At 69.5% G+C, this 24,028-nt stretch carries 28 protein-coding genes; 14 read left to right on the top strand and 14 right to left on the bottom strand.

Annotated elements, in window-relative coordinates:
- Nucleotides 1–7 precede the first annotated feature (7 nt).
- From tadA to HD593_RS58260, 3 genes are all read right to left on the bottom strand, one after another.
- Nucleotides 8–445, bottom strand: a complete 438-nt coding sequence (tadA, locus tag HD593_RS58270) for a tRNA adenosine(34) deaminase TadA (protein ID WP_185112744.1) — start codon at nt 443–445, stop codon at nt 8–10.
- Nucleotides 446–626: 181 nt separating this feature from the next.
- Entirely contained in the window at nt 627–1,103 is a 477-nt protein-coding gene (locus tag HD593_RS58265; RefSeq protein ID WP_185111375.1) for a tRNA adenosine deaminase-associated protein, read from the bottom strand.
- A gap of 18 nt (nt 1,104–1,121) precedes the next feature.
- Nucleotides 1,122–1,637, bottom strand: coding sequence for a tRNA adenosine deaminase-associated protein (locus HD593_RS58260; RefSeq protein WP_379478853.1), 516 nt, complete (start codon nt 1,635–1,637; stop codon nt 1,122–1,124).
- 193 nt (nt 1,638–1,830) lie between these two features.
- On the opposite strand from HD593_RS58260, the gene upp reads away from it, so the two are divergent.
- The 6 genes from upp to HD593_RS58235 all read left to right on the top strand — a co-directional run bounded on the left by upp (nt 1,831) and on the right by HD593_RS58235 (nt 5,806).
- Nucleotides 1,831–2,469, top strand: a complete 639-nt coding sequence (gene upp / locus HD593_RS58255) for a uracil phosphoribosyltransferase (RefSeq protein WP_185111373.1) — start codon at nt 1,831–1,833, stop codon at nt 2,467–2,469.
- A 60-nt stretch (nt 2,470–2,529) separates the two neighbouring features.
- Nucleotides 2,530–2,805 (top strand): hypothetical protein, encoded by a 276-nt coding sequence (locus HD593_RS58250; RefSeq protein WP_379478852.1) that lies wholly within the window; start codon nt 2,530–2,532, stop codon nt 2,803–2,805.
- Nucleotides 2,806–2,902: 97 nt separating this feature from the next.
- Nucleotides 2,903–3,061 (top strand): hypothetical protein, encoded by a 159-nt coding sequence (locus HD593_RS60855; protein WP_168010888.1) that lies wholly within the window; start codon nt 2,903–2,905, stop codon nt 3,059–3,061.
- Entirely contained in the window at nt 3,058–3,591 is a 534-nt protein-coding gene (locus HD593_RS58245) for a PH domain-containing protein (protein ID WP_185111372.1), read from the top strand. Before HD593_RS60855 ends, HD593_RS58245 begins: the two co-directional genes overlap by 4 nt.
- Nucleotides 3,592–3,687: 96 nt before the next feature.
- Nucleotides 3,688–5,031: a helix-turn-helix domain-containing protein gene (locus tag HD593_RS58240; protein ID WP_185111371.1), complete on the top strand. Its 1,344-nt coding sequence runs from the start codon at nt 3,688–3,690 to the stop codon at nt 5,029–5,031.
- Between the two features lie 100 nt (nt 5,032–5,131).
- Entirely contained in the window at nt 5,132–5,806 is a 675-nt protein-coding gene (locus tag HD593_RS58235) for a FadR/GntR family transcriptional regulator (RefSeq protein ID WP_185111370.1), read from the top strand.
- Between the two features lie 65 nt (nt 5,807–5,871).
- Here HD593_RS58235 and HD593_RS58230 read toward each other — a convergent pair whose 3' ends face one another.
- Nucleotides 5,872–6,717 (bottom strand): SDR family oxidoreductase, encoded by an 846-nt coding sequence (locus HD593_RS58230; RefSeq protein WP_185111369.1) that lies wholly within the window; start codon nt 6,715–6,717, stop codon nt 5,872–5,874.
- On the bottom strand, nt 6,714–7,001 hold the full coding sequence (locus HD593_RS58225) for an antibiotic biosynthesis monooxygenase family protein (RefSeq protein ID WP_185111368.1): 288 nt from the start codon (nt 6,999–7,001) through the stop codon (nt 6,714–6,716). The genes HD593_RS58230 and HD593_RS58225 overlap by 4 nt, the downstream gene beginning before the upstream one ends.
- Nucleotides 7,002–7,063: 62 nt before the next feature.
- Between HD593_RS58225 and HD593_RS58220 the strand changes: the two genes are divergently transcribed.
- A complete protein-coding gene (locus HD593_RS58220; protein ID WP_185111367.1) occupies nt 7,064–7,513 on the top strand; it encodes a MarR family winged helix-turn-helix transcriptional regulator in 450 nt (149 codons plus the stop codon).
- A gap of 3 nt (nt 7,514–7,516) precedes the next feature.
- Here HD593_RS58220 and dnaN read toward each other — a convergent pair whose 3' ends face one another.
- The 3 genes from dnaN to HD593_RS58205 form a co-directional block, all read right to left on the bottom strand.
- Entirely contained in the window at nt 7,517–8,614 is a 1,098-nt protein-coding gene (gene dnaN, locus HD593_RS58215) for a DNA polymerase III subunit beta (protein ID WP_185111366.1), read from the bottom strand.
- An 82-nt stretch (nt 8,615–8,696) separates the two neighbouring features.
- The gene (locus HD593_RS58210) at nt 8,697–9,347 is read right to left on the bottom strand and encodes a response regulator transcription factor (protein WP_185111365.1); all 651 of its coding nucleotides are present in this window, start codon (nt 9,345–9,347) and stop codon (nt 8,697–8,699) included.
- A complete protein-coding gene (locus tag HD593_RS58205) occupies nt 9,347–10,774 on the bottom strand; it encodes a sensor histidine kinase (protein ID WP_185111364.1) in 1,428 nt (475 codons plus the stop codon). The genes HD593_RS58210 and HD593_RS58205 overlap by 1 nt, the downstream gene beginning before the upstream one ends.
- A 109-nt stretch (nt 10,775–10,883) precedes the next feature.
- On the opposite strand from HD593_RS58205, the gene HD593_RS58200 reads away from it, so the two are divergent.
- Together HD593_RS58200 and HD593_RS58195 are read left to right on the top strand one after the other, a co-directional pair.
- Nucleotides 10,884–11,789 (top strand): ABC transporter ATP-binding protein, encoded by a 906-nt coding sequence (locus HD593_RS58200; RefSeq protein ID WP_185111363.1) that lies wholly within the window; start codon nt 10,884–10,886, stop codon nt 11,787–11,789.
- On the top strand, nt 11,786–12,514 hold the full coding sequence (locus HD593_RS58195; protein WP_185111362.1) for an ABC transporter permease: 729 nt from the start codon (nt 11,786–11,788) through the stop codon (nt 12,512–12,514). Before HD593_RS58200 ends, HD593_RS58195 begins: the two co-directional genes overlap by 4 nt.
- Before the next feature lie 35 nt (nt 12,515–12,549).
- Here the strand turns inward: HD593_RS58195 and HD593_RS58190 are convergent, their stop codons facing one another.
- The gene (locus HD593_RS58190; protein WP_185111361.1) at nt 12,550–13,464 is read right to left on the bottom strand and encodes an SMP-30/gluconolactonase/LRE family protein; all 915 of its coding nucleotides are present in this window, start codon (nt 13,462–13,464) and stop codon (nt 12,550–12,552) included.
- Between the two features lie 56 nt (nt 13,465–13,520).
- Between HD593_RS58190 and HD593_RS58185 the strand changes: the two genes are divergently transcribed.
- Nucleotides 13,521–13,952, top strand: coding sequence for an Lrp/AsnC family transcriptional regulator (locus HD593_RS58185; protein WP_312904414.1), 432 nt, complete (start codon nt 13,521–13,523; stop codon nt 13,950–13,952).
- Nucleotides 13,953–13,961: 9 nt separating this feature from the next.
- Nucleotides 13,962–14,459, top strand: a complete 498-nt coding sequence (gene soxR, locus HD593_RS58180; RefSeq protein WP_185111360.1) for a redox-sensitive transcriptional activator SoxR — start codon at nt 13,962–13,964, stop codon at nt 14,457–14,459.
- Between the two features lie 12 nt (nt 14,460–14,471).
- On the opposite strand, the gene HD593_RS58175 is transcribed toward soxR, so the two are convergent.
- A complete protein-coding gene (locus HD593_RS58175) occupies nt 14,472–14,924 on the bottom strand; it encodes a universal stress protein (RefSeq protein ID WP_185111359.1) in 453 nt (150 codons plus the stop codon).
- Between the two features lie 123 nt (nt 14,925–15,047).
- Here HD593_RS58175 and HD593_RS58170 point away from each other — a divergent pair, with 123 nt between their 5' ends.
- Complete coding sequence (locus tag HD593_RS58170) at nt 15,048–15,584, top strand: GtrA family protein (RefSeq protein ID WP_312904413.1); 537 nt, start codon at nt 15,048–15,050, stop codon at nt 15,582–15,584.
- A 7-nt stretch (nt 15,585–15,591) separates the two neighbouring features.
- Here the strand turns inward: HD593_RS58170 and dnaB are convergent, their stop codons facing one another.
- Entirely contained in the window at nt 15,592–18,453 is a 2,862-nt protein-coding gene (dnaB, locus tag HD593_RS58165) for a replicative DNA helicase (RefSeq protein ID WP_312904480.1), read from the bottom strand.
- A gap of 296 nt (nt 18,454–18,749) precedes the next feature.
- Here dnaB and HD593_RS58160 point away from each other — a divergent pair, with 296 nt between their 5' ends.
- Nucleotides 18,750–20,051 carry an MATE family efflux transporter gene (locus HD593_RS58160; RefSeq protein WP_185111357.1) on the top strand — a complete coding sequence of 434 codons (1,302 nt, stop codon included), beginning with the start codon at nt 18,750–18,752 and terminating at the stop codon, nt 20,049–20,051.
- Nucleotides 20,052–20,118: 67 nt separating this feature from the next.
- On the top strand, nt 20,119–21,591 hold the full coding sequence (locus HD593_RS58155) for an APC family permease (protein WP_246547312.1): 1,473 nt from the start codon (nt 20,119–20,121) through the stop codon (nt 21,589–21,591).
- Here the strand turns inward: HD593_RS58155 and HD593_RS58150 are convergent.
- Genes HD593_RS58150 through HD593_RS58140 form a run of 3 tightly spaced genes read right to left on the bottom strand, consistent with a single transcriptional unit; the run spans nt 21,588 to nt 23,898 of the window.
- Nucleotides 21,588–22,331 carry an amino acid ABC transporter ATP-binding protein gene (locus tag HD593_RS58150; RefSeq protein WP_185111356.1) on the bottom strand — a complete coding sequence of 248 codons (744 nt, stop codon included), beginning with the start codon at nt 22,329–22,331 and terminating at the stop codon, nt 21,588–21,590. The genes HD593_RS58155 and HD593_RS58150 overlap by 4 nt on opposite strands.
- Nucleotides 22,328–23,167, bottom strand: coding sequence for an amino acid ABC transporter permease (locus tag HD593_RS58145; RefSeq protein ID WP_185111355.1), 840 nt, complete (start codon nt 23,165–23,167; stop codon nt 22,328–22,330). Before HD593_RS58145 ends, HD593_RS58150 begins: the two co-directional genes overlap by 4 nt.
- Nucleotides 23,164–23,898, bottom strand: a complete 735-nt coding sequence (locus HD593_RS58140; RefSeq protein WP_246547310.1) for an ABC transporter substrate-binding protein — start codon at nt 23,896–23,898, stop codon at nt 23,164–23,166. Before HD593_RS58140 ends, HD593_RS58145 begins: the two co-directional genes overlap by 4 nt.
- Nucleotides 23,899–24,028: the final 130 nt, after the last annotated feature.

Genomic DNA, 24,028 nt, shown 5'->3' with positions numbered 1-24,028 from the left:
GACGAGCTTACCGGATTCTGCGAGTGGCGAAGAACCGAGTTAGTACGGCACCGCACTCCTCGGCCATCACCCCCATGACGACCTCGGGCCGATGGTTGAGCCTCCGGTCGCGTACGACGTCCCAGAGCGACCCCACGGCCCCGCCCTTCTCGTCCGTGGCGCCGTACACGATGCGGTCCACCCTGGACAGCACGGCGGCGCCCGCGCACATCGTGCAGGGCTCCAGCGTCACCACGAGCGTGCAGCCGCTCAGCCGCCACTCGGCGCGCAGCGCGGCGGCGCGGCGCAGGGCGAGGACCTCGGCGTGGGCGGTCGGGTCGGCGGCGGACTCGCGGTCGTTGCCCGCCGCGGACAACACCTCGCCGCCCGGGTCGAGCACGACCGCACCCACAGGGATCTCCCCCCGGCCGGCGGCCGCGACGGCCTCCGCCAGAGCCAGGCGCATGGCCTCCTCGTACGTCACGCCGCCCCTCGCCGCCCCGCGCCCCGCAAGCCGCCCCACACAGCACCCCGCGAACCACGCCGCACCGCCGCGCAGGAACCGCACAACACCGCGACATGCGACCCGCACCACACCGCCGCGCGCGAGCCGCGCCGCACCGGGGAGCGCGAGCCGCGTCGGTGGGTCACCGCAGGCGGTCGAGTTCGTCGGCGAAGGACAGCCGCTCCGCGATCACCGACAGGATGTCGGCGGGCAGCATGCCCTCCTCCATGCTCAGCTCCAGCAGCTCCTCCGAGCTGACCCCCAGATCGCTGAGCAGCTCGAAATCGCCCGCCGGCCGCACGCCGAGCCCGTTGCCGTCCTTGTCGGGCGCCACGCCGGCGAACTCGGCGAACAGCTCACCCAGGCTGTCGGCCAGGATGGCGTGCACGTCGGAGAGGAACACCCTCGGCTCCTCCTCGCCCCGGTACCGGGCGATGGCGAACCATTCGTCCTCTACTTCGACACAGAGCAGGGCCAGCTCGTCGCCGGTGAGGCCCAGCGCCTCCGTGACCGCGTCACCGAGGTCGTCGACGATCTCGGCGTCCCCGAGATCGACCTCGGCCCCGCTCCAGCCGTCGGAGGTCCTGACAAAGGCCGCAGAAAAGGTGTTGGACGCCATGTCCGCGCTCCAGGGGGGTCAGCCGAAGACCGATTCGATGGCACGCTCGAACGGCTCGGAGAACCCGAGCCGCGCGGCGATGCTGGACAGCACATCTTCGGGCAGCAGATCAATGTCGCCGGAGAGGATGCCCAGCTCCATCTCGTCCAACCCGAGATCGGCGAAGATCGACAGATCTCCGGCGGGGAGCACGGTCTCCTCGTCCTGGAGGATCTCGTCGAGCTCCTCCTCGTCCGGTACGGGGACGTCAAGGTATTCGAGCACCTGGCGCGCCAGCGGGAAGTCCCACGAGGCGGCGATGTCGGACAGGAACACGTCCACGCGGTCGCCCAGGACCCTCAGCGCCACGAAGAACTCGTCGCCGACGGCGACCAGGCCGATCGTGCCGCTCTCGCTGGGCTGCTGCTTCAGGGCATGGATCAGCCCCTGCAGGTCGGACGTCAACGTGACCGGCAGGAGCTCGGCCTGCCAGCATTCGTCTTCTCGATAGACCACGATGGCGAAGTCGAGAGCGTCTTCGTCTGTCATCGCCATCCCCACCCGACCTCTGACACGACAGATATCACCAGGACCCAATCGTTCCAGAACCGGCCACCAGGCGTGTGCCTCTCGGGCCAAATTGTGATCAAAACCAAAGATGTGAGGTGGCCGCGACTGTGTGTAACGTTCCAAGGTCGCAGGTGAGGGGGTCCTCAGCACGGTGTGTCAGGAGATAGCGTGGTGACCCATGGAGACCCTCGTCGTCGATCATCCGCTCGTGGCGCACAAGCTCACCACGCTGCGCGATGTCCGCACCGACTCGCCGACCTTCCGCAGGCTCGCGGACGAGCTGGTGACGCTGCTCGCGTACGAGGCCACGCGCGACGTGCGGGTCACCGAGGTCACCGTCGAGACACCGGTCTCGCCGGCCAGCGGGGTGCGCCTGGCCAAGCCGTACCCGCTGGTGGTGCCCATCCTGCGCGCGGGGCTCGGCATGCTCGACGGCATGACCAGGCTGCTGCCCACGGCCGAGGTCGGCTTCCTCGGCATGATCCGCAACGAGTCCACGCTGCAGGCCGAGACGTACGCCACGCGGCTGCCTGACGACCTGTCCGGGCGGCAGTGCTACGTGGTCGACCCGATGCTGGCCACCGGCGGCACGCTGGCGGCGGCGGTGCAGTTCCTGTTCGACCGCGGCGCCGTGGACGTCACGGCCCTGTGCCTGCTGGCCGCGCCCGAGGGGCTGGCGCACATGGACAAGGTGTTCGCCAACTCCGGCAAGCCGATCCGCGTGGTCACCGCGGCTCTCGACGAGCGGCTCAACGAGAACGGCTACATCGTGCCGGGCCTCGGCGACGCGGGTGACCGCCTCTACGGCGTGGTCTGACCGCCGGAAAGCCTCTTTCCCGTCACGCGGCGTCATCGCTTCGTTACATACTGTGGTTGAGTGGGTACGAAGAGACAGGAAGGCAACTTCCGCATGCGCGTGGGGGAGCAGATGACCGATCACACCGAGACGGATCCGACTCCGTACGCGGACGTGGAGACGGTGCTGTGCGACGAGTTCGCCGGCGTCCACTCCGCGACCACCGTAACGCGCTGCGTGGAGGCGGCGCACTACGGCGCGCTGGAGGTCACCGGCTACGCCCATCCGAGCCTGGTCGAGCGCATCGCGCGCAAGCACCTTCACGTCCTGGCTCTGGTGGCCAGCGAGCGCGGCTAAGCAAGATCGAAACTAACCCGCCAAGTCACCTTTACCCGGGCACTCGGGTGGGTAATGTAGTTGGCGGGTGGAGTGGGTTAGTGGCACGGAGGCGACGGTGCAGGTCAAAAAGGTCCTCACATACGGTGGTATCGCATTTGTTGCGTACTACCTGTTCGCGCGACCAGCTGACGCCGCGGACGCGGTGAGAGGAGCGTTCGACACGGTGTTCAACGCGGCCGACTCGCTGGCCCAATTTGTGAACAGCCTCTCATGAGACTTGTGACCCACGGGGACTCAGCTCCATCGTCGGTCAACCGCTACCTCCTCCCCCACGAACAACAGGTCATCATGGTGCGGCGGCATCCTGCCATCCTGCTGCGCCCGGTCGGCGAGGTGCTCGGCGGCCTCATCATCGCCGCGTTGCTCAGCAGGTTCTTCGGCGGCGGTGAGGCGGGCGGCACGGCGCTCGTCGTCGTCTGGTGGCTCTGGCTCCTGCTACTGATCCGTTTCGTATGGAAAGTCGCGGAGTGGTCGGTCGATTACTTTGTGGTCACTTCCAAGCGAATGCTGCTGACCACGGGCCTCATCACGCGGAAGGTCGCGATGATGCCCCTGGGCAAGGTCACCGACATGAGCTTCCAAAGATCTCTGCTCGGGCGCATGCTCGGTTACGGTGAGTTCATCCTCGAGTCGGCCGGTCAGGATCAGGCTCTGTCAACGGTCGAGTACATTCCGTATCCGGAAACCCTGTACCTCGAGGTCTGTCAGATGCTTTTTCCCAGCAAGGACGACAGCGACGATTAATCTCGACGTGGCAAATTCTTCACGCGGGGATACCAGATTCGGCTACTTCATGCAATCATTGCGTGTTGTTGACCCTTCCCCGCCCTGAGAGATGAGATGCCGAGTCAGGGAACCATCGGTGACCGCGTCCGAGGATTGCGGCTGAACAGGCGGATGTCTCAGGCCCAGCTGGCCGGACCCGACCTGTCTGACAGTTATGTCTCGCTCATTGAGTCGGGTAAGCGCACGCCGACTCCTGTGGTGGCCCGGCTCCTCGCCGAGCGCCTGGGGTGCACGACCGAGTTCCTCCTTCACGGGATCGAGCCTCGGCAGCGCATCGACACCGAGCTCGGCCTGCGTCACGCCGAGCTCGAGCTGCAGCACGGAGACCCGTCCATCGCCGCCGACCGGTTCACGGAGATCGTGAAGGCCGCCGACGAGGAGAACGCCATGCTGACCGCGCAGGCGCGGTTCGGCAGGGCGCGTGCGCTGGAGGCCCAGGGCAGGCTGGGTCAGGCCGTCGAGGCGTTCGAGCGCCTCAGGAGAGAGGCCGCGGCTCACCCCGAGCGGCTGGCCGACCTGCCGCTCACGATCGCGCTGAGCCGCTGCTACCAGCGGGCGGGCGACCGGCTGCGGGCCCGTGACCTGGCCGCCGCCGCGCTGGCCCAGGCCGAGCGGCTGTCCATCACGCGCGGCGAGCTCGCCACCGACCTGGCCGCCGCCCTGATCGAGGCGCGCAGCGAGAGCGAGAGCGACTCCCCCGAGCTGATGTACGTCAGGCAGGTGCTGGACCTGTCAGGCGTACCTGAAGTTGTGGACCGTTCCGGAGAGATCCAGGCCCTGTGGCACGCCAGTGCCGCCGCGGCGGCGGGCGAGGACTCGGCGCTGGCCGTGCGCCTGGCCGACGACGCGATCGGGGCGGGCCGCCAGTCCCGGCTCGCGCTGCAGCTGGCCAGGACCGCCATGCACTGGTCCAGGATCCCCACGGCACCGATCGAGGAGGCGGAGCGGTTCATCGCGAGCGCGGTCAGGGCGTTCGCGAAGTTCCCGGGCACTCCGCGCGAGTATGGTGAGAGCCTGATCGTGCACGCGCGGGTCAAGCTGCGGGCCGGCGACCCGGTCGCGGCGGGCGAGCTGGCCGTCACGGCGCTGGGGCTCTCGCACGACCACTCGGGCACCACGCCTGCCGAGGCCCACCTCGTGCTGGCGTCCATCGCGCTCGACGGTGACGGCGACGCCTCCGCGCACCTGCGGCAGGCGCACGAGCTGCTGGCCACGCTCGACCGCCCGGTGTTCGGCTCCGACCGCCAGGCCGCCCGTTGCTGGCGTGAGCTGGGCGATCTGTACGGCAGGGCGACGGCCACAGCACAGCAGACGGCGGCATATCGTAAAGCCCTCGAAGCTGCCGGAGTCCGCTCCGCCATGGCAGGGGTGACGGTAGACGCCACAGTGTCCCGCTGAACCTCCGGGAGCTCCAGATTTGGCGTTTTGAGTCTGGAATAATTAGGGTCTACCAGTCATTGACTCATAGGATGACTGGTTTCCCCGGAGGAGGCGGACTGTGAGTCTGCGTACGGCGCAGCGGGCTTCGCTCGTCGACCAGGTGATCGATCAGCTCAAGGAGCAGATCACATCAGGGTCGTGGCCGATGAACGGCAAGATCCCGACCGAGACCGTGCTCGCGGAGCAGCTCGGAGTGGGTCGCAACACCGTTCGTGAGGCCGTACGCGCGCTCACGCACGCCGGGCTGCTCGAGTGCCGTCAGGGGGACGGCACTTACGTCCGCGCGACCAGCGAGCTGTCCGGCGCGATGCTGCGGCGGCTGCGCCAGGCCGAGCAGCTCGAGATCCTCGAGGTACGTCGCGCGCTGGAGGTCGAGTCGGCCCGCCTGGCCGCCACCAGGCGCACCGAGGAGGACATCCGGCGCATCGAGGCCGCGCTGGCCGAGCGCGAGCGGGCCTGGGACCTGGACGACCCCGACTTCTTCGTCGAGGCCGACCTGGCCTTCCACATGGCCGTCGCGCACGCCACCCACAACCTCGTGCTCATCGACCTGTACGAGGACTTCTCGGCGGCGCTGAGGGCCAGCATCACGGCCGCGGGCACGTCGCTCAACAAGAGCTACATCCCGCACGACGCGATCGCGCGGGCCATCGCCGCCGGCGACGCGGCGGCGGCCGAGCGGGCCGGGCACGCCTGCATGGAGCACATCCTCATCGCGCTCACCGAGTCGTAGGCCGCAACTCCCCGCAGGCGGCGGCTCACCGAATCGCAGGCCGCGACTTGCGCGCGGGCGAAGGCTCACCGAGTCGCGGGCCGCAGCTCCGCCGCGTGGTCGCGGGCGAAGGTGCGGAACGGCGTGGCCGGGCGGCCCACTACCTCCTCGAAGTCGGGGGTCGTGAAGTCGCCCCAGCCCTGCGAGTACGCGACCAGGTACTCCCCCGTGACCTTGGCGTCCCACTCGGGCAGCCCAGCCTCCCGCATCGCCTGCACGCCCGCCTCCACGGGCACCGGCTGGTAGCCGATCGGCGTGCCGTACACCTGCGACAGGTCCTCCGCGACCGTTCCCAGCGAGATGCTGGCCGGGCCCGTGAGAGTGTAGGTGGCGCCCTTGTGCCGCGCGGGCGCGCGCAGGACCTCGGCCGCGAAGTCGCCGATGTCGCGTACGTCGACCATGCCGATCCGGCCCTCGCCCAGCGCGCCGTACAGGGTGTCGCCGTTGACCGAGCCGAAAAGGTTCTGCATGAAGAAGGCCGGGCGCACGATGGTCCAGTCGAGGCCGGAGGCCATGAGCTCCACGTCCGAGAGGGCGTGCAGGCGGCCGTTGCGGGTCGGCGCGTCGTGCGCGGCGCCGATGGCCGACATGCGCACCACGTGGCCCACCCCCGCCTGCCGTGCCGCCCAGACGGCGTTCATGCTGCGGTGCGGCGCGTGCGGCCCCATGGCGGTCAGCAGCCACAACGTGCTCACACCCCGGAACGCCTCGTCGAGCGTGGCGGGCTCGTCCAGGTCGCCGACCGCGACCTGCACGCCCGCCGGCGCCTTGGCCGGGTCGCGCACCAGCACCCGCACGTCCGCGGTGCCTTCGAGGGAGCGCAGGACCGCGCGCGAAACGGTACCGCTCGCACCGGTGATCAAGATGGTCATGACAGGGTCCCCTCCTCAGTGGAGACAAGCTCGTCGATCAGGTCGAAGAAGGCCCGGATGCCGGGCAGGTTGCCGCCTTTCGCCCGCGATGCGGCGAAGTCGGCGCCCGAGCGCCACTCCACGATGTCCAGCCACTCGTCAGGGGACACGCGGACCAGCTTGGCGCCCAGGAACCCGGCCCTGTCGGCCTGGAAGTCAGCGATCATTCCCGGCCGTACCGCGAGCAGGTCGCCGGCACGCTCGGGAGACACCCGGAACCGGGTGAGTTCCACCGTCGTCGTCATGCCTCGACAATATAGTAAGAATTAGTGACCGTCAAAATCAGTGACTAAATCGGGAGTGTGCGGTGAGCAGGAGCCAACGCAAGCAGGAGGATCCGGATCTCGGAGTCCTGTCCAGCAGGACGCTCTTCAGCCTGCAGCGGGAGCTGTTCACGAAGCTCGGCGAGCAGGGGCATCCGGACCTGCGGCCCAGGCACGGGGCCGTGCTGGCGTACCTGGACGTGGCGGGCAGCAGGGCCACGGACCTGGCCACGCAGTCGGGCCAGCACAAGCAGGTGATCGGCACGCTGGTGGACGAGCTGGTGGCGCTCGGGTACGTCGAGCGGCAGCCCGATCCGGCGGACCGGCGGGCCAAGCTGATCGTGCCGACGGAGAAGGGGCTCGATCACATGGCCAAGTCGGACGCCATCCTCGCCGAGATGGAGGCGGAGCACGCCAAGGCGGTCGGCGAGGAGGCGTACGCGGAGTTCAAGCGGGTGTTCAGGCTCGTCGCCGCGCGCCAGGCGGGGTCATGACCCTCAGGTCTGGCGCAGCGACATGACCAGGTAGCGGAAGGCCGGCTCGGCGTCGCCCGGCACGTCCTGGATGAGGGCCGGCCTGGTGGGCGACTCCATGTTGATCCGGGCCAGCTCGCTCTCGATGCCCGTCAGCCCGTCGAGCAGGAACTGCGACTGGAAGGCGATCTGGATGTCCTCGCCGCGCAGCTCGCACGGGACCACCTCGGCGCCGCGCCCGATGTCGCCCCCGCCCGCCTGGATCAGCACCTGGCCCTGGCTGAACGACAGCCGGATCGCGGTATTGCGCTCGGCCACCAGCGCCACCCGCTTGATCGCCCCGACGAACGGCGCCACCGCCACGTCGGCCCTGATCGACCAGTCGGCGGTCAGGCGCGCGCGGTAGTCGATGAACTGCTCGTCGAGCAGCCGCACGGTCGTGCTGCGCCCGACGCTCTCGAACCCGGCCACCCCGTCGCCCATGGCGATCGAGACCTCGCCGCCGCGCAGCGACTTGGCCACCTCGACCAGCACCCGCGCCGGCACCATGGCGGACACGGCGACGTCGGGGCGGGCCGGGCGCCAGGCGAAGTCGCGGGCGGCGATGCGGTAGCGGTCGGTCGCCGCCATCGCCACCGAGTCGCCCTCGATGTCGACCCTGATGCCGGTCAGCATCGGCAGCGTGTCGTCGCGGCTCGCCGCCGGCGCCACCTGGCCGACCGCGGAGGCGAACACGCCGCCGCCGATCGCGCCGATGCTCTCGGGCATGGCCGGCAGGGTCGGGAAGTCCTCGACCGGCATCGTGATCAGCCCGAACTCGGCGCTCCCGCAGGTCAGCACCGCCTCCGCGCCCTCGGTGACGAGCTCCACGTCGTCGGCGGGCAGGCTGCGGCTGATCTCGGCCAGCAGCCGGCCGGGGATCAGCACCCGCCCCTCCTCGGCCACGTCGGCGTCGATCGCGGCCCGCGCCGAGACGTCGTAGTCGAACGCGGACAGGGTGAGCTCCTCACCCGCCTCCAGCAACAGCCCGGACAGGACAGGCACCACGGGGCGGCTGGGCAGGATGCGGGCAGCCCATGCCACCGCTTCTGCAAGAACATCGCGGTTAACCCGGATTTTCACCTGAAACCACCTCTTCGTCGCCACGTGCCTCTATGAAAATAGCCGCTGCGACCGACAACTCTGAGCGGTTCCCGCCGGGAGGTCAGCGGCTGTTGAGGTAGGCGAGCACGGCCAGCACGCGCCGGTTGTCGTCGTCCGACGGCGCCAGGCCGAGCTTGGCGAAGATGGACGCCGTGTGCTTGGCCACGGCGCTCTCGCTGAGGTAGAGGCGCTGCGAGATGGCGGCGTTCGAGCGGCCCTCGGCCATGGCCTCCAGCACCTCGCGCTCGCGCGGCGTGAGCGCGGCCAGCGGCTCGTTCCTGGCGTTCCTGGCCAGCAGCTTGGCGATCACCTCGGGGTCCATGGCGGTGCCGCCCTCGGCCACCCTGCGTACGGCGTCCACGAACTGCTCGGCGTTGAAGACCCGGTCCTTGAGCAGGTAACCGATCCCGCCCGAGCCGTCGGCCAGCAATTCACGCGCGTAGAGCTGCTCGACGTGCTGGGACAGCACCAGCACGGGCAGCCCGGGGATCTGCTTCCTGGCCGCGAGCGAGGCCTGCAGCCCCTCGTCGGTGTGCGTTGGCGGCAGCCGCACGTCCACGATCGAGACGTCGGGACGCAGCTCCAGCAGGCCCTTCAGCAGCTCGGGGCCGCTCTCCACGGCCGCCACGACCGTGAAGCCGTGCGCCTGGAGCAGGTGGACCAGGCCGTCCCTGAGCAGGTAGAGGTCTTCGGCGATCAGTACGCGGTTCATCAACACCAGGGTTTCGTCGGGGAGGCCTCCGCCATGAACTTGTCGCGGTCGTGCGAGGCGGGGATGCGGATGGCCATGACGTGCATGAGGACACCGACCAGAATCATGCCGGTGATCGTCGGCCATTGCCAGGGCTCGGGCAGGTGCAGGGCGAGGAACCAGGTCTTCTCCTCGATGCCGAAGATCTTGAAGATCCCGGCCACGATGCCCTGCGGGAACGTCGGGCACCAGGCCGTGGCCCAGAGGAGCACGACCGTGGCCGTCTTCCAGCGCGGCATCCTGGACGACGCGCCCGTCCAGGACGTGGGCAGCACCTTGGGCAGCTCCATGCTCACCGTCGTGGGGCCGCCAGGCGGGCTGTGCACGGCGAGCACGCCGTCGAAGGCCGCCAGCCGCCGCTCGATGCCGGTCAGGCCGCTGCCCTTGGCCGGGTCGGCGCCGCCCATGCCGTCGTCGGTCACGGTGACGCGCAGGTTGGCGCCGTTGGTGCTGATGTCCACCGCCGCAGTGCGGGCGTCGCCGTGCCGGGCGGCGTTCGACAGCAGCTCGCTGACCGCGAAGTAGACCGCCGCCTCCACCGGGGCCTCCGGCCGGTGCGGCAGGTTCACCTCCACGGTGACGTCGAGCGGGCTGTCCATGGCCAGCGCGCGTACGGCGTCGGCCAGGCCGCGCTCGGCGAGCACCGGAGGGTGGATGCCGCGGATGACCCTGCGCAGCTCGGTGAGCGTCTCGGAGGAGGCGTCCCTGGCCTTGGCCAGCAGCGCCTTGGCCGCCTTGGGGTCGCTCTCGACGAGCTGCTCGACGGCGCCCAGCGTCATGCCGATCGCCACCAGCCTGGCCTGTGTGCCGTCGTGCAGGTCGCGCTCGATCCTGCGCATCTCGGCCGCCTGGGAGTCCGCCGCCAGGTTGCGCGTGCGCTGGAGGTGGCTGACCTGGCCGGCCAGGCGGCTGGCGGCGGTCGGGTCGAGCAGCTTCTTGCTCCACAGGCCGTAGACGCGCAGGCCGCGCCCGGGCAGCAGCAGGAGCAGCGGCGCCAGCACCACCTTGACCAGCGGGTCGAGCAGCAGCCAGGCCTCGTCGCGCCAGGTGGCCGGGTCGCTCACCAGCCACTTCCACCGGTTGTTCCAGGCGGGCACGCGGGGGGACTTGTAGAGCGTGCGCTCCGAGCGGTACATCCCGTCGGCCTGCGGGACGGGAGGCGGGGGCGGCGGCAGGTACGGGCGGTCGATCCCGACGCCGGCCCATTCGCGTACCAGCTTGCGGTTGAGCTCGGCCAGCTCCCTGACCATCATCACCTGCGGCGGGAACAGGAAGACCATGCCCAGGGCGAAGGACAGGAGCAGCATGACGCCCGTCAGGCCGGCCATGGCGGCCTGCACGACGGCGAGCGCGAGCAGCGCCAGGACCCGTCCGTACCTTCGCAGCATGTCCCCAGTGTGCGCCAACCGGCCACGTCATGACACTGCACCTAGATACACCCTTGCCGGGCATCCAGCCGGATTACCCGCTGGGTGAGGCGCTTCTAGCGTCGTCACCATGAAAATCATCGAGGTCAGGAATCTGCGCAAGCAGTACCCGAACCACCTCGCGGTCGAGGACGTCTCGTTCGAGGTGGCCGAGAGCGAGATCTTCGGCATCCTCGGGCCGAACGGCGCCGGCAAGACCACCACGGTCGAGTGCGTGGCCGGCCTGCGGAAGCGGGACGGCGGCGAGGTCCGGGTGGCCGGCCTGGACCCGCGCAAGGACCGCGACGAGCTGCGCCGCGTGCTCGGCATGCAGCTCCAGAGCGCCGCCCTGCCGGACAAGATCAAGGTCTGGGAGGCCATGGACCTGTACGCCTCCTTCTACCCCGACCCCGCCGACTGGGGGGAGCTGCTGGAACGGGTGGGCCTGTCCGCCAAGCGGGACACCATGTTCAAGAGCCTGTCCGGCGGCCAGCGGCAGCGGTTGTCCGTGGCGCTGGCCCTGGTGGGCCGGCCGCGCGTGGCGGTGCTGGACGAGCTGACCACCGGCCTCGACCCGCAGGCCCGCAGGGACACGTGGGAGCTGGTCGAGCAGGTCCGCGAGACGGGCGTGACGATCGTGCTGGTCACCCACTTCATGGAGGAGGCCGAGCGGCTCTGCGACCGGCTCGCGCTGATCGACGCCGGCAAGGTGGTCGCCACCGACACGCCTGCCGGGTTCATCGCCCAGGCGGGCGGCGAGCAGCGGGTGCGCTTCCGGCCGTCCGCGCAGTTCGACGACGCCGTACTGCTGGCGCTGCCCGAGGTGCGGGCTATCACCAGGAGCGGCGACTCGGTCGTGGTCAGCGGCTCGGGGAACCTGGCCCCCGCCGTCACCCTCGCCCTGGCACACCACCAGGTCGTCCCCGGAGACCTGCGCATCGAGCAGGCCACCCTCGACGACGCGTTCCTCGCGCTCACCGGAAGGAAGCTGTCATGAAGCTGCTCGTCATGGAGACCAAGCTGCACCTGCGCGACTGGCCGACCCTGCTGTTCACCATCGGGCTGCCGGCCGGGTTGCTGCTCGTGCTGGGGATGAGCATCCCCGACTTCACCCGGCAGCAGGATTCCGGGGAGCGGATCGTGGACGCGTACTTCCCCAGCTCGATGGCGCTGCTCGCGCTGCTGACGCTGTCGTGCAGCGTGCTGCCCGCGGTGCTGGCCGCGTACCGGCAGCAGGGGGTGCTCAGGCGGATGTCCACCACGCCCGTGCATCCCGCGCGGGTGCTGGGCGCGCAGCTCCTGATCAACCTGGCGGTCGGGACCGTGTCCACGGGCATCCTGATCCTGGCCGCCTGGCTGGCGTTCGGCTCCACGCCGCCGCGGCAGTGGGCCTGGTTCATCCTGGTCTTCCTGCTCGGCACCGCCGCGCTGCTGGCCATCGGGCTGGTGATCGCCTCGCTGGCGCCGAGTGCCAAGTCCGCGCCGGGGATCGGGTCGGCCGTGATGTTCCCGCTGATGTTCCTGGGCGGGGTGTGGGTGCCGCGCGAGGTCATGCCGGAACCGCTGCGCGTGATCAGCGACTTCTCCGTCGCCGGGCCGTTCGCCCAGGCGCTCAAGGACACCTGGGTGGGGCAGCCGCCGCAGCTCATGCACCTGGTCGTGGTGGCCGCGGGGCTGGTCCTGTTCGGCGGGCTGGCGGTGCGGACGTTCCGTTGGGAGTGAGGCTTCCCACCGCCGCGGGGGCGCGGAGGGAGGGGTCAGCGCCCGGCCCACACCGGGCGCGCACCCGTGACGTTGGTCATCAGCGAGTACAGCGAGGACGAGGCCGTGATGAACAGGCGGTTGCGCTTGAGCCCGCCGAACACCAGGTTGGCCGTGAACTCGGGCAGCCTGAGCCGGCCGATGAGAGTCCCGTCGGGGTCGTAGCAGAGCACCGCCTTGCCGGCCGCGATCCACACCCGGCCGGTGTCGTCGAGCCGCAGGCCGTCGTAGTTGTCCTGCTCGCCGCCCTCGGCGAAGACCTTGCCGCCGCCGAGCGTGCCGTCGTCGCCCACCTCGAAGACCCGCAACTGCCTGGCCCGCGTGTCGGCGACGTAGAGCCGCCGCTCGTCGAGGGAGAAGGCCAGGCCGTTGGGCCGGACGAAGTCGTCGGCCACGATCCGCACCTCGCCCGTCACCGGGTCGGCCCGGTAGACGTGGCAGCCGTCGATCTCCTGCTCGGCGGCCACGCCCTCGTAGTTGCTGAGGATCCCGTACGGCGGATCGGTGAACCAGATGGAGCCGTCGGAGCGCACGACCACGTCGTTGGGGCTGTTGAGGCGCTTGCCCTGCCACCGGTCCGCGATCACCGTGATCGAGCCGTCGTGCTCGGTGCGCGTCACCCGGCGGTTGCCCTGCTCGCACGAGACGAGCCGGCCCTCGCGGTCGAGCGTGTTGCCGTTGGTGTAGCCGGACGGCTGCCGGAACGGGCCCACCGCGCCGCTCAGCTCGTCCCAGCGCAACATCCGCTCGTTGGGGATGTCGCTCCAGACGAGGAAGCGGCCGGCCGGGAAGTACACCGGCCCCTCAGCCCAGCGCGTGCCGGTGTGCAGGATCTCGACCTTGTCGTCTCCGCCGATCGCGCCGAACCGCTCGTCCAGCACCTCGAACTCCGTGGGGATCGTGTCCGTCATACCGAACACCATACGTGGTTCGGTCGTTTTGCGGTATGACCGGATAGCATTCGGTTGTGGATGACATCGACAGGATGCTGGTCGGGCTGCTCCAGGAGGACGCCACCCGGTCGTACGCGGCGCTCGGCCAGGCCGTGGGGCTGTCCAGCGGGGCGGCGCACGAGCGGGTACGCAAGCTGCGCGAGCGCGGCGTGATCAGGCGGACCACGATCGAGGTGGACCAGGAGGCTCTCGGGCGGGCGGTGACGGCGTACGTGCTGGTGGACGGCGGCTCGTGGATGGGCGACGCCGGCGCGGCGCTGGCGGCGATCCCCGAGGTCGAGGAGGCGCACGTCATCGCGGGCCCCGCCTCGGTGCTGCTGAAGGTCCGTACGGCCGGCACCCGCGAGCTCCAGGACGTGCTGCGCCGGGTCTTCCAGGTGGACGGCGTGACCGGGACGCGCACGATCGTCGCGCTGGAGACCCTCTTCGAGCGGACCCTCAAGTAATCTCCAGGTATGACGAAGGTCGCCTGGAACACCAAGGAGCTGACCGTCGGCCAGCTCGCCGAGCGCAGCGGCGTCGCGGTCTCCGCCCTGCACTTCTACGAGGCCAAGGGCCTCATCAGCAGCCGGCGCACCGCCGGCAACCAGCGCCGCTACAGCCGCGACAGCCTGCGCAGGGTCGCCTTCATCCGGCTCGCGCAACGCATCGGGATCCCGCTGAAGGTCATCAAGGACGCGCTGGCCGAGCTGCCCGACGAGCGCACCCCCACGCGCGACGACTGGGCCAGGCTGTCGGCCGCCTGGCGCGGCGAGCTGGACGACCGCATCGAGCAGCTCCAGCGGCTGCGCGACGACCTCACCGACTGCATCGGCTGCGGCTGCCTGTCTCTGGACCGGTGCCCGGTCGCCAACCCCTACGACCGGCTGGGCGAGGAGGGGCCGGGCGCGCGGCGCATCGACACCCGGCTCTGCCCCCCGCAGCAGAACTGCTGCGTCCCTACGCCTTCCTAGCCGGCGGGACGATCAGGAACGGCTCTTGGCAGGCGGGACGATCAGGGTCGGCCGGTGGGCGTGGTGCAGCACGTGGTTGGAGACGCTGCCCAGCAGCACCGAACGCACTCCGGCCAGGCCGCGCGAACCCGTCACGATCACCGAGGCGTCCAGCTCGTCGGCCACGTCCACGATCGTCTTCCAGATCGACTCGTTGTCGGCCACCGCCCGGTAGGTCACGTCGCTCAGCCCCGCCGTGACCGCCAGCTCCGCGCCCTCCCTGGCGTGCAGCTCGGCCTGCGCCCTCGCCTCGTCCTCCGTACCGGGGTCGATAGCGCCCGCGGCCAGCGGGTACTTCTTGAGCTGCACGAGCAGCGGCTCCCACACCGTGACGATCACCGTGGGCTCGGCCGCGAGGTGCTTGGCGGCGAACTCGATCGCGGCGCGCGCGTCAGCCGAGCCGTCGTAGGCGACGAGGATGGTCATGGCGTTCTTCCCTTCGCTCCAGTCACTCGTTAGAGCACCGGAGCGATCAACGCCATTCCGCCGCCGGCTGTCTGGTCGGTCACACGTGTACCCGGCAGTGTCCGGCCGGTGAGAAGATCGGGGGTGCTCCGAATAGCAAACGCACTACTCGCGAGACTGCCGGGCCCGCTGCGCGCACTCGCGCTGAGGCATCGCGAACCGCTGAAGTTCGCGGTCGTGGGCGGGACGACGTTCCTGGTGGACAACGCGGTGTTCTACGGGCTGAAGCTGACCGTCCTGGAGCCCAAGCCGGTGACCGCGAAGGTCATCGCGGTGCTCGTGGCGACGATCGTGTCCTACGTGCTGAACCGCGAATGGTCGTTCCGGACCAGGGGCGGCCGCGAGCGCCGCCACGAGGCGGCACTGTTCTTCCTGGTCAGCGGCGTCGGCCTGGTCCTCAGCTCCGCGCCGCTGTGGATCTCCCGGTACGTCTTCGGCCTGGAGACCCCGGACGTGAGCCTGGTGACCCAGGAGATCGCCGACTTCGTGAGCGCCCAGATCGTCGGCACGCTGGTCGCGATGGTCTTCCGCTTCTGGGCGTTCAGGAAGTGGGTCTTCCCCGAGGAGCAGGCCCGCGTACAGCTGGTCCCCGCTCCCGAGTCCACGGACGAGGCGGCCTGACGGCGGGTCAGTGCTGGGCCATGTCCACGAACCGGCTGTAGTGGCCCTGGAACGCCACCGTCACCGTCGCCGTGGGGCCGTTACGGTGCTTGGCCACGATCAGGTCGGCCTCGCCCGCCCTGGGTGACTCGGGCTCGTACGCGTCCTCGCGGTGCAGCAGGATGACCATGTCCGCGTCCTGCTCGATCGAGCCGGACTCACGCAGGTCGCTGACCTGGGGGCGCTTGTCCGTACGCTGCTCGGGACCACGGTTGAGCTGCGAGATCGCGATGACGGGCACCTCGAGCTCCTTGGCCAGCAGCTTGATGGCACGGGAGATCTCCGAGACCTCGTTCTGGCGGCTCTCGGTCTTCTTCGGCGAGCTCATCAGCTGGAGGTAGTCGATGACCACGAACCTCAGGTCGTTGCGCTGCTTGAGCCGCCGGCACTTGGCCCTGATCTCCATCATCGACATGTTCGGCGAGTCGTCGATGAACAGCGGCGCCTCGGCCACCTCGCTCATCCGGCGGGCCAGGCGGGTCCAGTCGTCGTCGCCCATCATGCCGGAGCGCATGTGGTGCAGCGCCACGCGGGCCTCGGCGGACAGCAGTCGCATGGTGATCTCGTTGCGGGACATCTCCAGGGAGAAGATGACCGTGGTCATCCCATGCTTGATCGCCGCAGAACGGGCGAAATCGAGGCCCAGCGTGCTGTTGTGGGTCGGGATGCAAGATCTGCCTGCGAGATACATGTGGTCGTCGTTGTCGACCTCGACACAGCGGACCGGGCGCGATTCGATCGGCCGCACGTCAACGATGTAGCGGACCCGGGTAGCCGGACGCGCCGTGCCGGACTGCCTGCATGCCTTGCGCGAGAGCCGGAAGATCGGGTCCGGAGTCGTAAAGTTGATCATGTAGCAGGTGGACGAGTCCGCGTTGCGGCCTTGGACCTGCTTGGTGCGCATGGTGGCCTTGTAGCCGAGGCTCAGGATGAGCTCCAGCGCATCGTGCGCAAGCCGCCGGTTCGTGACGGCGAGCTGAATCTGCCCCTTGGTGTTGATGTACCCGTCGGTGTCGAGCAGGCCCGCCAGCAGGTCGCGCCGCTGACTCTCCGATGCCCGCAGGTACGCCGCGGGAATGTGCTTGTCGTGCAGCACACCAAGCCCACGCAGGATGGCCTGCAAGGTCCCGTGGTCCCGATGACAGGCCTGACAGCGCCGCAATCCGCTCGACGGACCCCCGCAGTCCGGGCACACAGGTTTCCTCATCGGATCCGAAACGGTCCTGGCCCTGCCTCCGCATGATCTGCCACATGTGCGGACTTGGGAAGTTCGCGGCACGAACGTCTCCCCGCACACCACACAAGATCGCGGGGAAAACGGCTCCGCCTCTGGCAGGGCGAGATGGTAAGTGACGCTGGAACCGACCCTGGTGACGCGGAGGCCTTCGGCCTCCAAGTTGTCGATGATCTCCGCATCGACCGTGGTGAACCGAGCTGTCGCGCTGTGGCCATCACCAAGCCAGACGCCGAGCGCGTAGGGAGACAGCGGTAGTTCCTTCTCCGTGAGCTGGAAGGGCGCGGCCACCGGCACTGCGTGGTTCGGCCGACCGTCGGTTACGCACCGCAGCGAGCCCGCGATCTGCTCGGTGGTGAACACGTCCTGGTGAACAGCCGTGGTAGCGGCATTCCTCGGCGTGACGACACGCGCGTAGAGGGCCCCCAGGAGCGACGCCGCCGGATAGGCCGGCACGTGACGGGCGTAGGCGCCCCGAGCTGGACCTCCCGCGAGGACCGGCATCTTCGTCGACATCCCGATTTCCTGCTGCACTGTGTGCAGGACGTGACGAAACTCCTCCCCTACCGCCTCGATCACCTCGCGACGAGTGACCGCCCTGCGGGGGTCGGCTTGAGCCGCCTCGTACGCCTCCCGCACCCGTCGCACGGCCTCGGGCGTCCAGTGCAACCTGCGACCGGCGTGTCTCGCCTTCCTGGCGGCGCGAGTGGTCGTACGCCACTGATGCTGGGCGTCGGCGACGATCACTGTGCCGTCACTGAACTCCACCTCGTAGCACGGCCTTCCGCGCATCACCTCGGTCGCCGCGACCACCCTGGTCGGCTTCCCATCGGACCCGATGAGCTGGTCTCCGACCTCTACCTCTCCCATCGTCGTCCAGCCGGTCGGCGTGGGCAGTGGCGTGTCAAGGGCCAGCGCCTTGCCGATGGCGGGGCGGGCGGCGACGACGATCATCTGGCCCGGGTGCAGGCCGTTGGTGAGCTGGTCGAGGTCGGCGAAGCCGGTCGGGACGCCGACCATCTGGCCGCCGCGGCTGCCGATGGCCTCCAGCTCGTCGAGGGCCCCCGGCATGATGTCGGCCAGCGGCGCGTAGTCCTCCGAGGTGCGGCGCTCCGTGACCTGGTAGATCTCGGCCTGGGCGCGGTCGACGAGCTCGTCGACCTCCTCGTTCTGGCCTCCGTAGCCGAAGGAGACGATGCGGGTGCCTGCCTCGATGAGGCGGCGCAGGATGGCCTGCTCGCGGACGATCTTGGCGTAGTAGCCGGCGTTGGCCGCGGTGGGGACGACGGCCGTGAGCGTGTGGAGGTAGGCGGCACCGCCCACCCTGGCCATCTCGCCGCGCTTCTGCAGCTCGTCGAAGACGGTGACCGCGTCGGCGGGCTCGCCCCGGCCGTACAGGTCGGTGATGACGTCGTAGACCATCTGGTGGGCGGGGCGGTAGAAGTCGTCGGAGCGCAGGATCTCGACGACGTCGGCGATGGCGTCCTTCGACAGCAGCATGCCGCCGAGGACCGACTGCTCCGCCTCGATGTTGTTGGGAGGTGTTCGCTCGAAACCTGGGCCGGCTCCCGCGCCGACCTCTTCGTCTATGCTCACCGCGCCCCCTAGAACAAACTCGCAGGCGGTCGCACCACCCCCACTTGTAGTCGACCGGTGTGACAGTTTCCCGGAGTAACGCGCCGTCGGCAACGTGACCTGTGGACAACCCTGTGGCCAGCCTGTGGATGACCTGTGGATGACGGCCCTCAGGGTGTGAACGGCCTGTGGACGGAGCCTGGGGATAACTCTTGCGGATATCCACCGAAGCGGCACTGACCAGGGCGAACAGTGTCCACTGGCTGTGGAGGAAAGAAAGTTGGCCCGACACGCCGTGTAAGGCTCATAATGGACCAATGCCCATTACATCCAGAGATCGGGAGATTCTCCGCCTCGCCGTGCCCGCCTTCGGGGCGCTGGTGGCCGAGCCGCTCTTCCTGCTCGCCGACTACGCCATCGTGGGCCACGGCCTGGGCACCACGGCGGTGGGCGCTCTGGGCGTGGCGGGGACGGTCCTGACGACGCTGGTGAACCTGTGCGTCTTCCTCGCCTACGGGACGACCGCGTCCGTGGCGCGCCGGTCGGGGGCCGGTGACCATGTGCGGGCCATGCGCAGCGGCGTGGACGGCATCTGGCTGGCGCTGGCGCTCGGCGCCGCCGTGATCGCGGTGTGCTGGCCGCTGGCGCCGGCCATCGTGGACCTGTTCGGCGCGGTCGGGTCGCAGGCGGCGCAGGCCGTGACGTACCTGCGGATCAGCCTGATCGGCGCGCCCGGCATGCTGGTCGTGCTGGCGGGCACCGGCGTGCTGCGCGGGCTGCAGGACACGGTGACGCCGCTGGTGGTGGCCGTGGGCTCGTTCGCGCTGAACGCCGCGCTGAACGCCTGGTTCGTGCTGGGGCTGGGGTGGGGCATCGCCGGGTCGGCGTGGGGCACGGTGCTGGCGCAGACGCTCGGCGCCGCCGTCTACCTCGTGGTGGTGGCGCGGGGGGCCAGGCGGCTGGGGACGCCGCTGACGCCCTCGACGGCGGGTGTCAAGGAGGCGGGGACGGTGGGGTTCGCCCTGTTCGTACGTACGCTCTGCATGCGCATCGTGATCCTGGCCGCCACCGTCATCGCCACCAGGATGGGCGAGGCCGAGCTGGCCGCGTACGCGCTGGCCACCCAGGTGTGGACGCTGCTCGCGCTGGCCCTGGACGCCATCGCCATCGCCGGTCAGGCCATCACCGGGCGCTCGCTCGGCGCCGGCGACGTCGAGACCACCCGGGCCGCCACGAAGCGGATGGTGCAGTGGGGCATCTGGTCGGGGATCGTGCTCGGGCTGCTCGTGCTGGCGGCCAGGCCGCTGCTGCCCGGGCTCTTCGACGCCGACCCGCTGGTCGCCGGGCTGCTGCTCGACCTGCTGTGGCCGGTGGCGCTGCTCCAGCCGCTCTGCGGGGTGGTGTTCGTGCTGGACGGCGTGCTCATCGGAGCCGGCGACCAGCGGTATCTCGCCTGGGCGGGGGTGTGGACGACGCTCGCCTACCTGCCGGCCGCCCTGGTCGCGGCCGGGCTGGGCGTGGTGGCGCTCTGGTGCGCGCTGGGCGTGTGGATGGCGGCCCGCCTGATCACGTTGACCCGCCGCGCCAACGGAACCGCCTGGCTGGTAACCGGCACGTGATGGATTCGTGCTTGTTGTTGTCCAAGTAGTGAGACATTGTGGGCGAGTTCCCTGAGCGGGGTGTTCCTTGTCCACGATTCTGCGACGACTGCCGCCTTCGGAGGCGACCGGGCTGCGTACCGGCGCCCGGCACAGCCTGGCCGAGGTCTACCGACCGGCCGACCTGGTCGTGCTCGGGCTCGGAGTGATGATCGGCGCGGGCATCTTCAGCATCGCCGGGGAGCAGGCCGCCACCACGGCCGGTCCCGGCGTGATCCTCTCCTTCATGATCGCGGGCATCGCGTGCCTGCTGGCCTGCCTGTGTTACGCCGAGCTGTCGTCCACGATGCCGACCTCCGGCAGCGCGTACACCTTCACCTACGTCATCTTCGGCGAGGTCTGGGCGTGGATCATCGGCTGGGCGCTGATCCTGGAGCTGCAGTTCGCCGCCGCGGTGGTGGCCAGGGCGTGGGCCGCGATCGCCGTCGGCGCGATCTCGCACTTCGGGATCGACGTGCCCGCCGCGGACCTCGTCCAGGACGGCCTCGTGCTGGTGATCCTGGTGCTGCTCACCGGCATCGTGGCGCTGGGCGCGCGGGTCGGGCTGCGGGCGCTGTGGGTCATGGTGTCGGCCAAGCTGCTGGCCATCGGCGCGGTCATCGTCGTGGGCGCCACGCACGTGGACGTGGCCAACTTCGGCGACTTCTACGTGCCGCCGAAGGCGCTGGACACCGCCCCGGCGACGGTGCTGGAGATCTTCATCGGGGAGGGGCAGGCGTTCGGCTGGTTCGGCATCTTCGCGGCGGCCTCGGCGATCGCGTTCGCGTACATCGGCTTCGACATCGTGGCCACCTCGGCCGAGGAGACCGTGAACGCGCCCAGGGCCGTGCCGAAGGGCATGATCCGGAGCCTGGTGGTCGCCACCGTCATCTACCTCGCGGTGGCGCTGGTGATGGTGGGCATGGTGCCGTACACGAGCATCTCGGCGGACTCGCCGCTGGCCGGCGCGTTCAGCGCGGTCGGGGTGGACTGGATGGTGCACGTCATCGACGCGGGGGCGGTGCTCGGGCTGACCACGGTGATCCTGGTGCTGATCGTGGGGCAGACGCGGGTGCTGTTCTCGATGGCCCGCGACGGGCTCATCCCCCGCTCGCTGGCCACGGTGAGCCGCCGCTACCACACGCCCACTCGGGTGACGCTGGTCATCGGGCTGGTGGCGATCGTGCTGGCCGAGTTCGTGCCGGTGCTGACGATGCAGCAGCTCGTGGTGATCGGGACGCTGTTCGCGTTCGCGTTCGTGGCGGCCGGGGTGATCGTGATGCGGCGGCGCCTGCCGCACCTGGAGCGCGGCTTCCGGGTGCCGCTGTCACCCCTGCTGCCCGCGCTGTCGCTGGTGGCCACGCTCTGGCTGATGGTGAACCTGCGCGTGCTGACCTGGGCCTGGTTCACCCTGTGGATGGCCTTCGGCCTGCTGGTCTACCTCGTGTACGGCCGCCGCCACAGCCTCCTGGCCCGCCGGAGCGCCCCGCCGAGACAGTCCCACGGCCGCCACCGCCGCTAGAACCGCCCCGACTCCAGCACGCTGCGCAGGAACTCCTGGGTACGCGGGTGCTCCGGCGAGGTGAAGATCTGCTCAGGCGGGCCCTTCTCCACGAGCACCCCGCCGTCCAGGAAGCACACCAGGTCGGAGATGTCGCGGCAGAACCCCATCTCATGGGTCGTCAGGATCATCGTCATGCCCGACTCCTTGAGCTCCCTGATGATCCCCAGCACCTCCACCACCAGCTCGGGATCGAGCGCCGAGGTCACCTCGTCGAGCAGCATCAGCCTGGGCTGCGTGGCCAGCGCCCGGATGATCGCCACCCGCTGCTGCTGGCCGCCGGAGAGCTGGTCGGGGTACGCCCTCGCCTTCTCCGCCAGGCCGAACCTGGCCAGCAGCTCATGAGCCTGCTCCTCCGCCTGCGCCCTGGCCACCCCGTGCACCTGCCTGGGCGCCAGCGTGATGTTGTCCAGCACCGTCATGTGCGGGAAGAGGTTGAACGACTGGAAGACGATGCCGAGCCGCCTGCGTACCCGGTCGACGTTGACCCGCGGGTCGGTGATCTCCTCGCCGTCGAGGTGGATGGTGCCGTCGTCCACCGTCTCCAGCAGGTTGACGCAGCGCAGCAAGGTGGACTTGCCCGAGCCGGAGGCCCCGATCAGGCTCACCACCTCGTGCGACTCGACCTCCAGGTCGATGCCGCGCAGCACGCTGTGGCCGTGGAAGTTCTTCCACACCCCCTCGATGGTCAGCACGCTCATGCTCCGCGCCTCCTGCGCGTACGGGCCGCCAGGTGGTCGGTGAGCCTGGCCATGGGGATGGTGAGCAGGATGAAGATCAGCGCGGCGGCCAGGTAAGGGGTGTAGTCGAAGGTGTTGAAGGTGTGCATCTGCGCCTGCCTGAGCGCCTCCAGCGGCCCGATCGTCGCCACCAGCGCCGTGTCCTTCTGCAACGAGACGAAGTCGTTCAGCAGCGGCGGTACGACCCTGCGCGTGGCCTGCGGCACCACCACGAACCGCATGGTCTTGACGTGGCTCAGGCCCAGCGATCGGGCCGCCGCCACCTGGCTGGGATGCACCGACTCGATGCCGGCGCGGAACACCTCGGCCACGTACGCCCCGTACGAGAGCGTCAGCGCGATGATGCCCAGCGTCGCCTTGTCGGTCGGGATCCCCTGCAGCTTCAGCGCGGGCAGCCCGAACCCGATCAGGTAGATCACCAGGATCGTCGGCACCCCGCGGAAGACGTCGGTGTAGAGCGTGGCCAGGGCTCTGATCGGGAAGAACGCCGGTGTCCTGATCCCCCTGGCCAGCGCGACCAGCAGGCCGATGACGAGGATCAGCACCTCTGAGATCAGGAAGATCCTGATGTTGAGCAGGAAGCCTTCCAGCACGTCCGGCAGCGCGGCGACGAACTGCTCACCGTCGAAGAACGTCTCCCGCACCCGCGGCCAGCCCGGCGAGCTGGTGATCCCCCAGGCCACCAGCACGATGAAGACGACCGTCGAGGCCGTCGCGATCGAGGCCGAGCGGCGGGCGCGCGACCTGCGGACCCGCTCCCGCTCGACCTGCCGCTCCGACTTGACCCATTCGCTCATCGCAGCTCGGGGGCGCCCGCCGCGGAGCCGAGCCACTGCTGCTCGATCTTGGCCAGCTCACCCTTCGACTTCAGCGCGTCCACGGCCTTGTCCACGCACGACTTGAGCGCGCTGCCCTTCTCCATCACCAGCCCGAACTCCTCGGGCGTGCCGCCCGTCGAGCTGAACTGGCCCACGATCTTGGAGTTCTCCACCTGGGCGGCCGTCACGTAGAACGCCGTCGGCAGGTCCACGACCACCGCGTCGACCTGGTCGTTCTTCAACGCGGTCACGACGTCGATCTGGTCGTTGAAGACGTCGGGGTCGTCGGCGGGCTGGATGACGTCCCTGACCGCGTTGAACGAGGTCGTGCCGACCTGCACGCCGATCTTCGCGTCCTTCAGCTCCGCCAGGCTATTGGCCCCCGCGAACTTGCCCTTCTCGGAGACGACGACGGCCTGCTTGACCGTGTAGTAGCCCTTGCTGAAGTCGACCGCCTCCGCCCGCTGGGGCGTGATCGAGACCTGGTTGATGTCGAAGTCGAACTGCTTGTCCCCCGGTGCGAACGCGGCGTCGAACTTCACGGTGCTCCACTGCACCTCGCTGCGGTCGAACCCGAGCTCCCCCGCCACCGCGAACGCCACCGCACTCTCGAACCCCTGCCCGTTGCTCGGGTCGTCGTCCTTGAACCACGGCTCGAAGGCGGGCTTGTCGGTCCCGATGGTCAGCTTCCCCGGGGTGAGCAGCGACAACTGGTCCTTGGTACAGGCAGTGGACGCCGTAGGGGCAGCGCTGGTGGCCGTTTCATCCACAGGCGCACAACCGACAACCGCCACGGCCAACGCGAGCAACATCAACGGGCGAACGGCCATGGCCTTGCCT

This window comes from Nonomuraea rubra (assembly GCF_014207985.1).
GTDB lineage: Bacteria > Actinomycetota > Actinomycetes > Streptosporangiales > Streptosporangiaceae > Nonomuraea > Nonomuraea rubra.
This window is presented reverse-complemented; position numbering and strand designations above follow the sequence as displayed.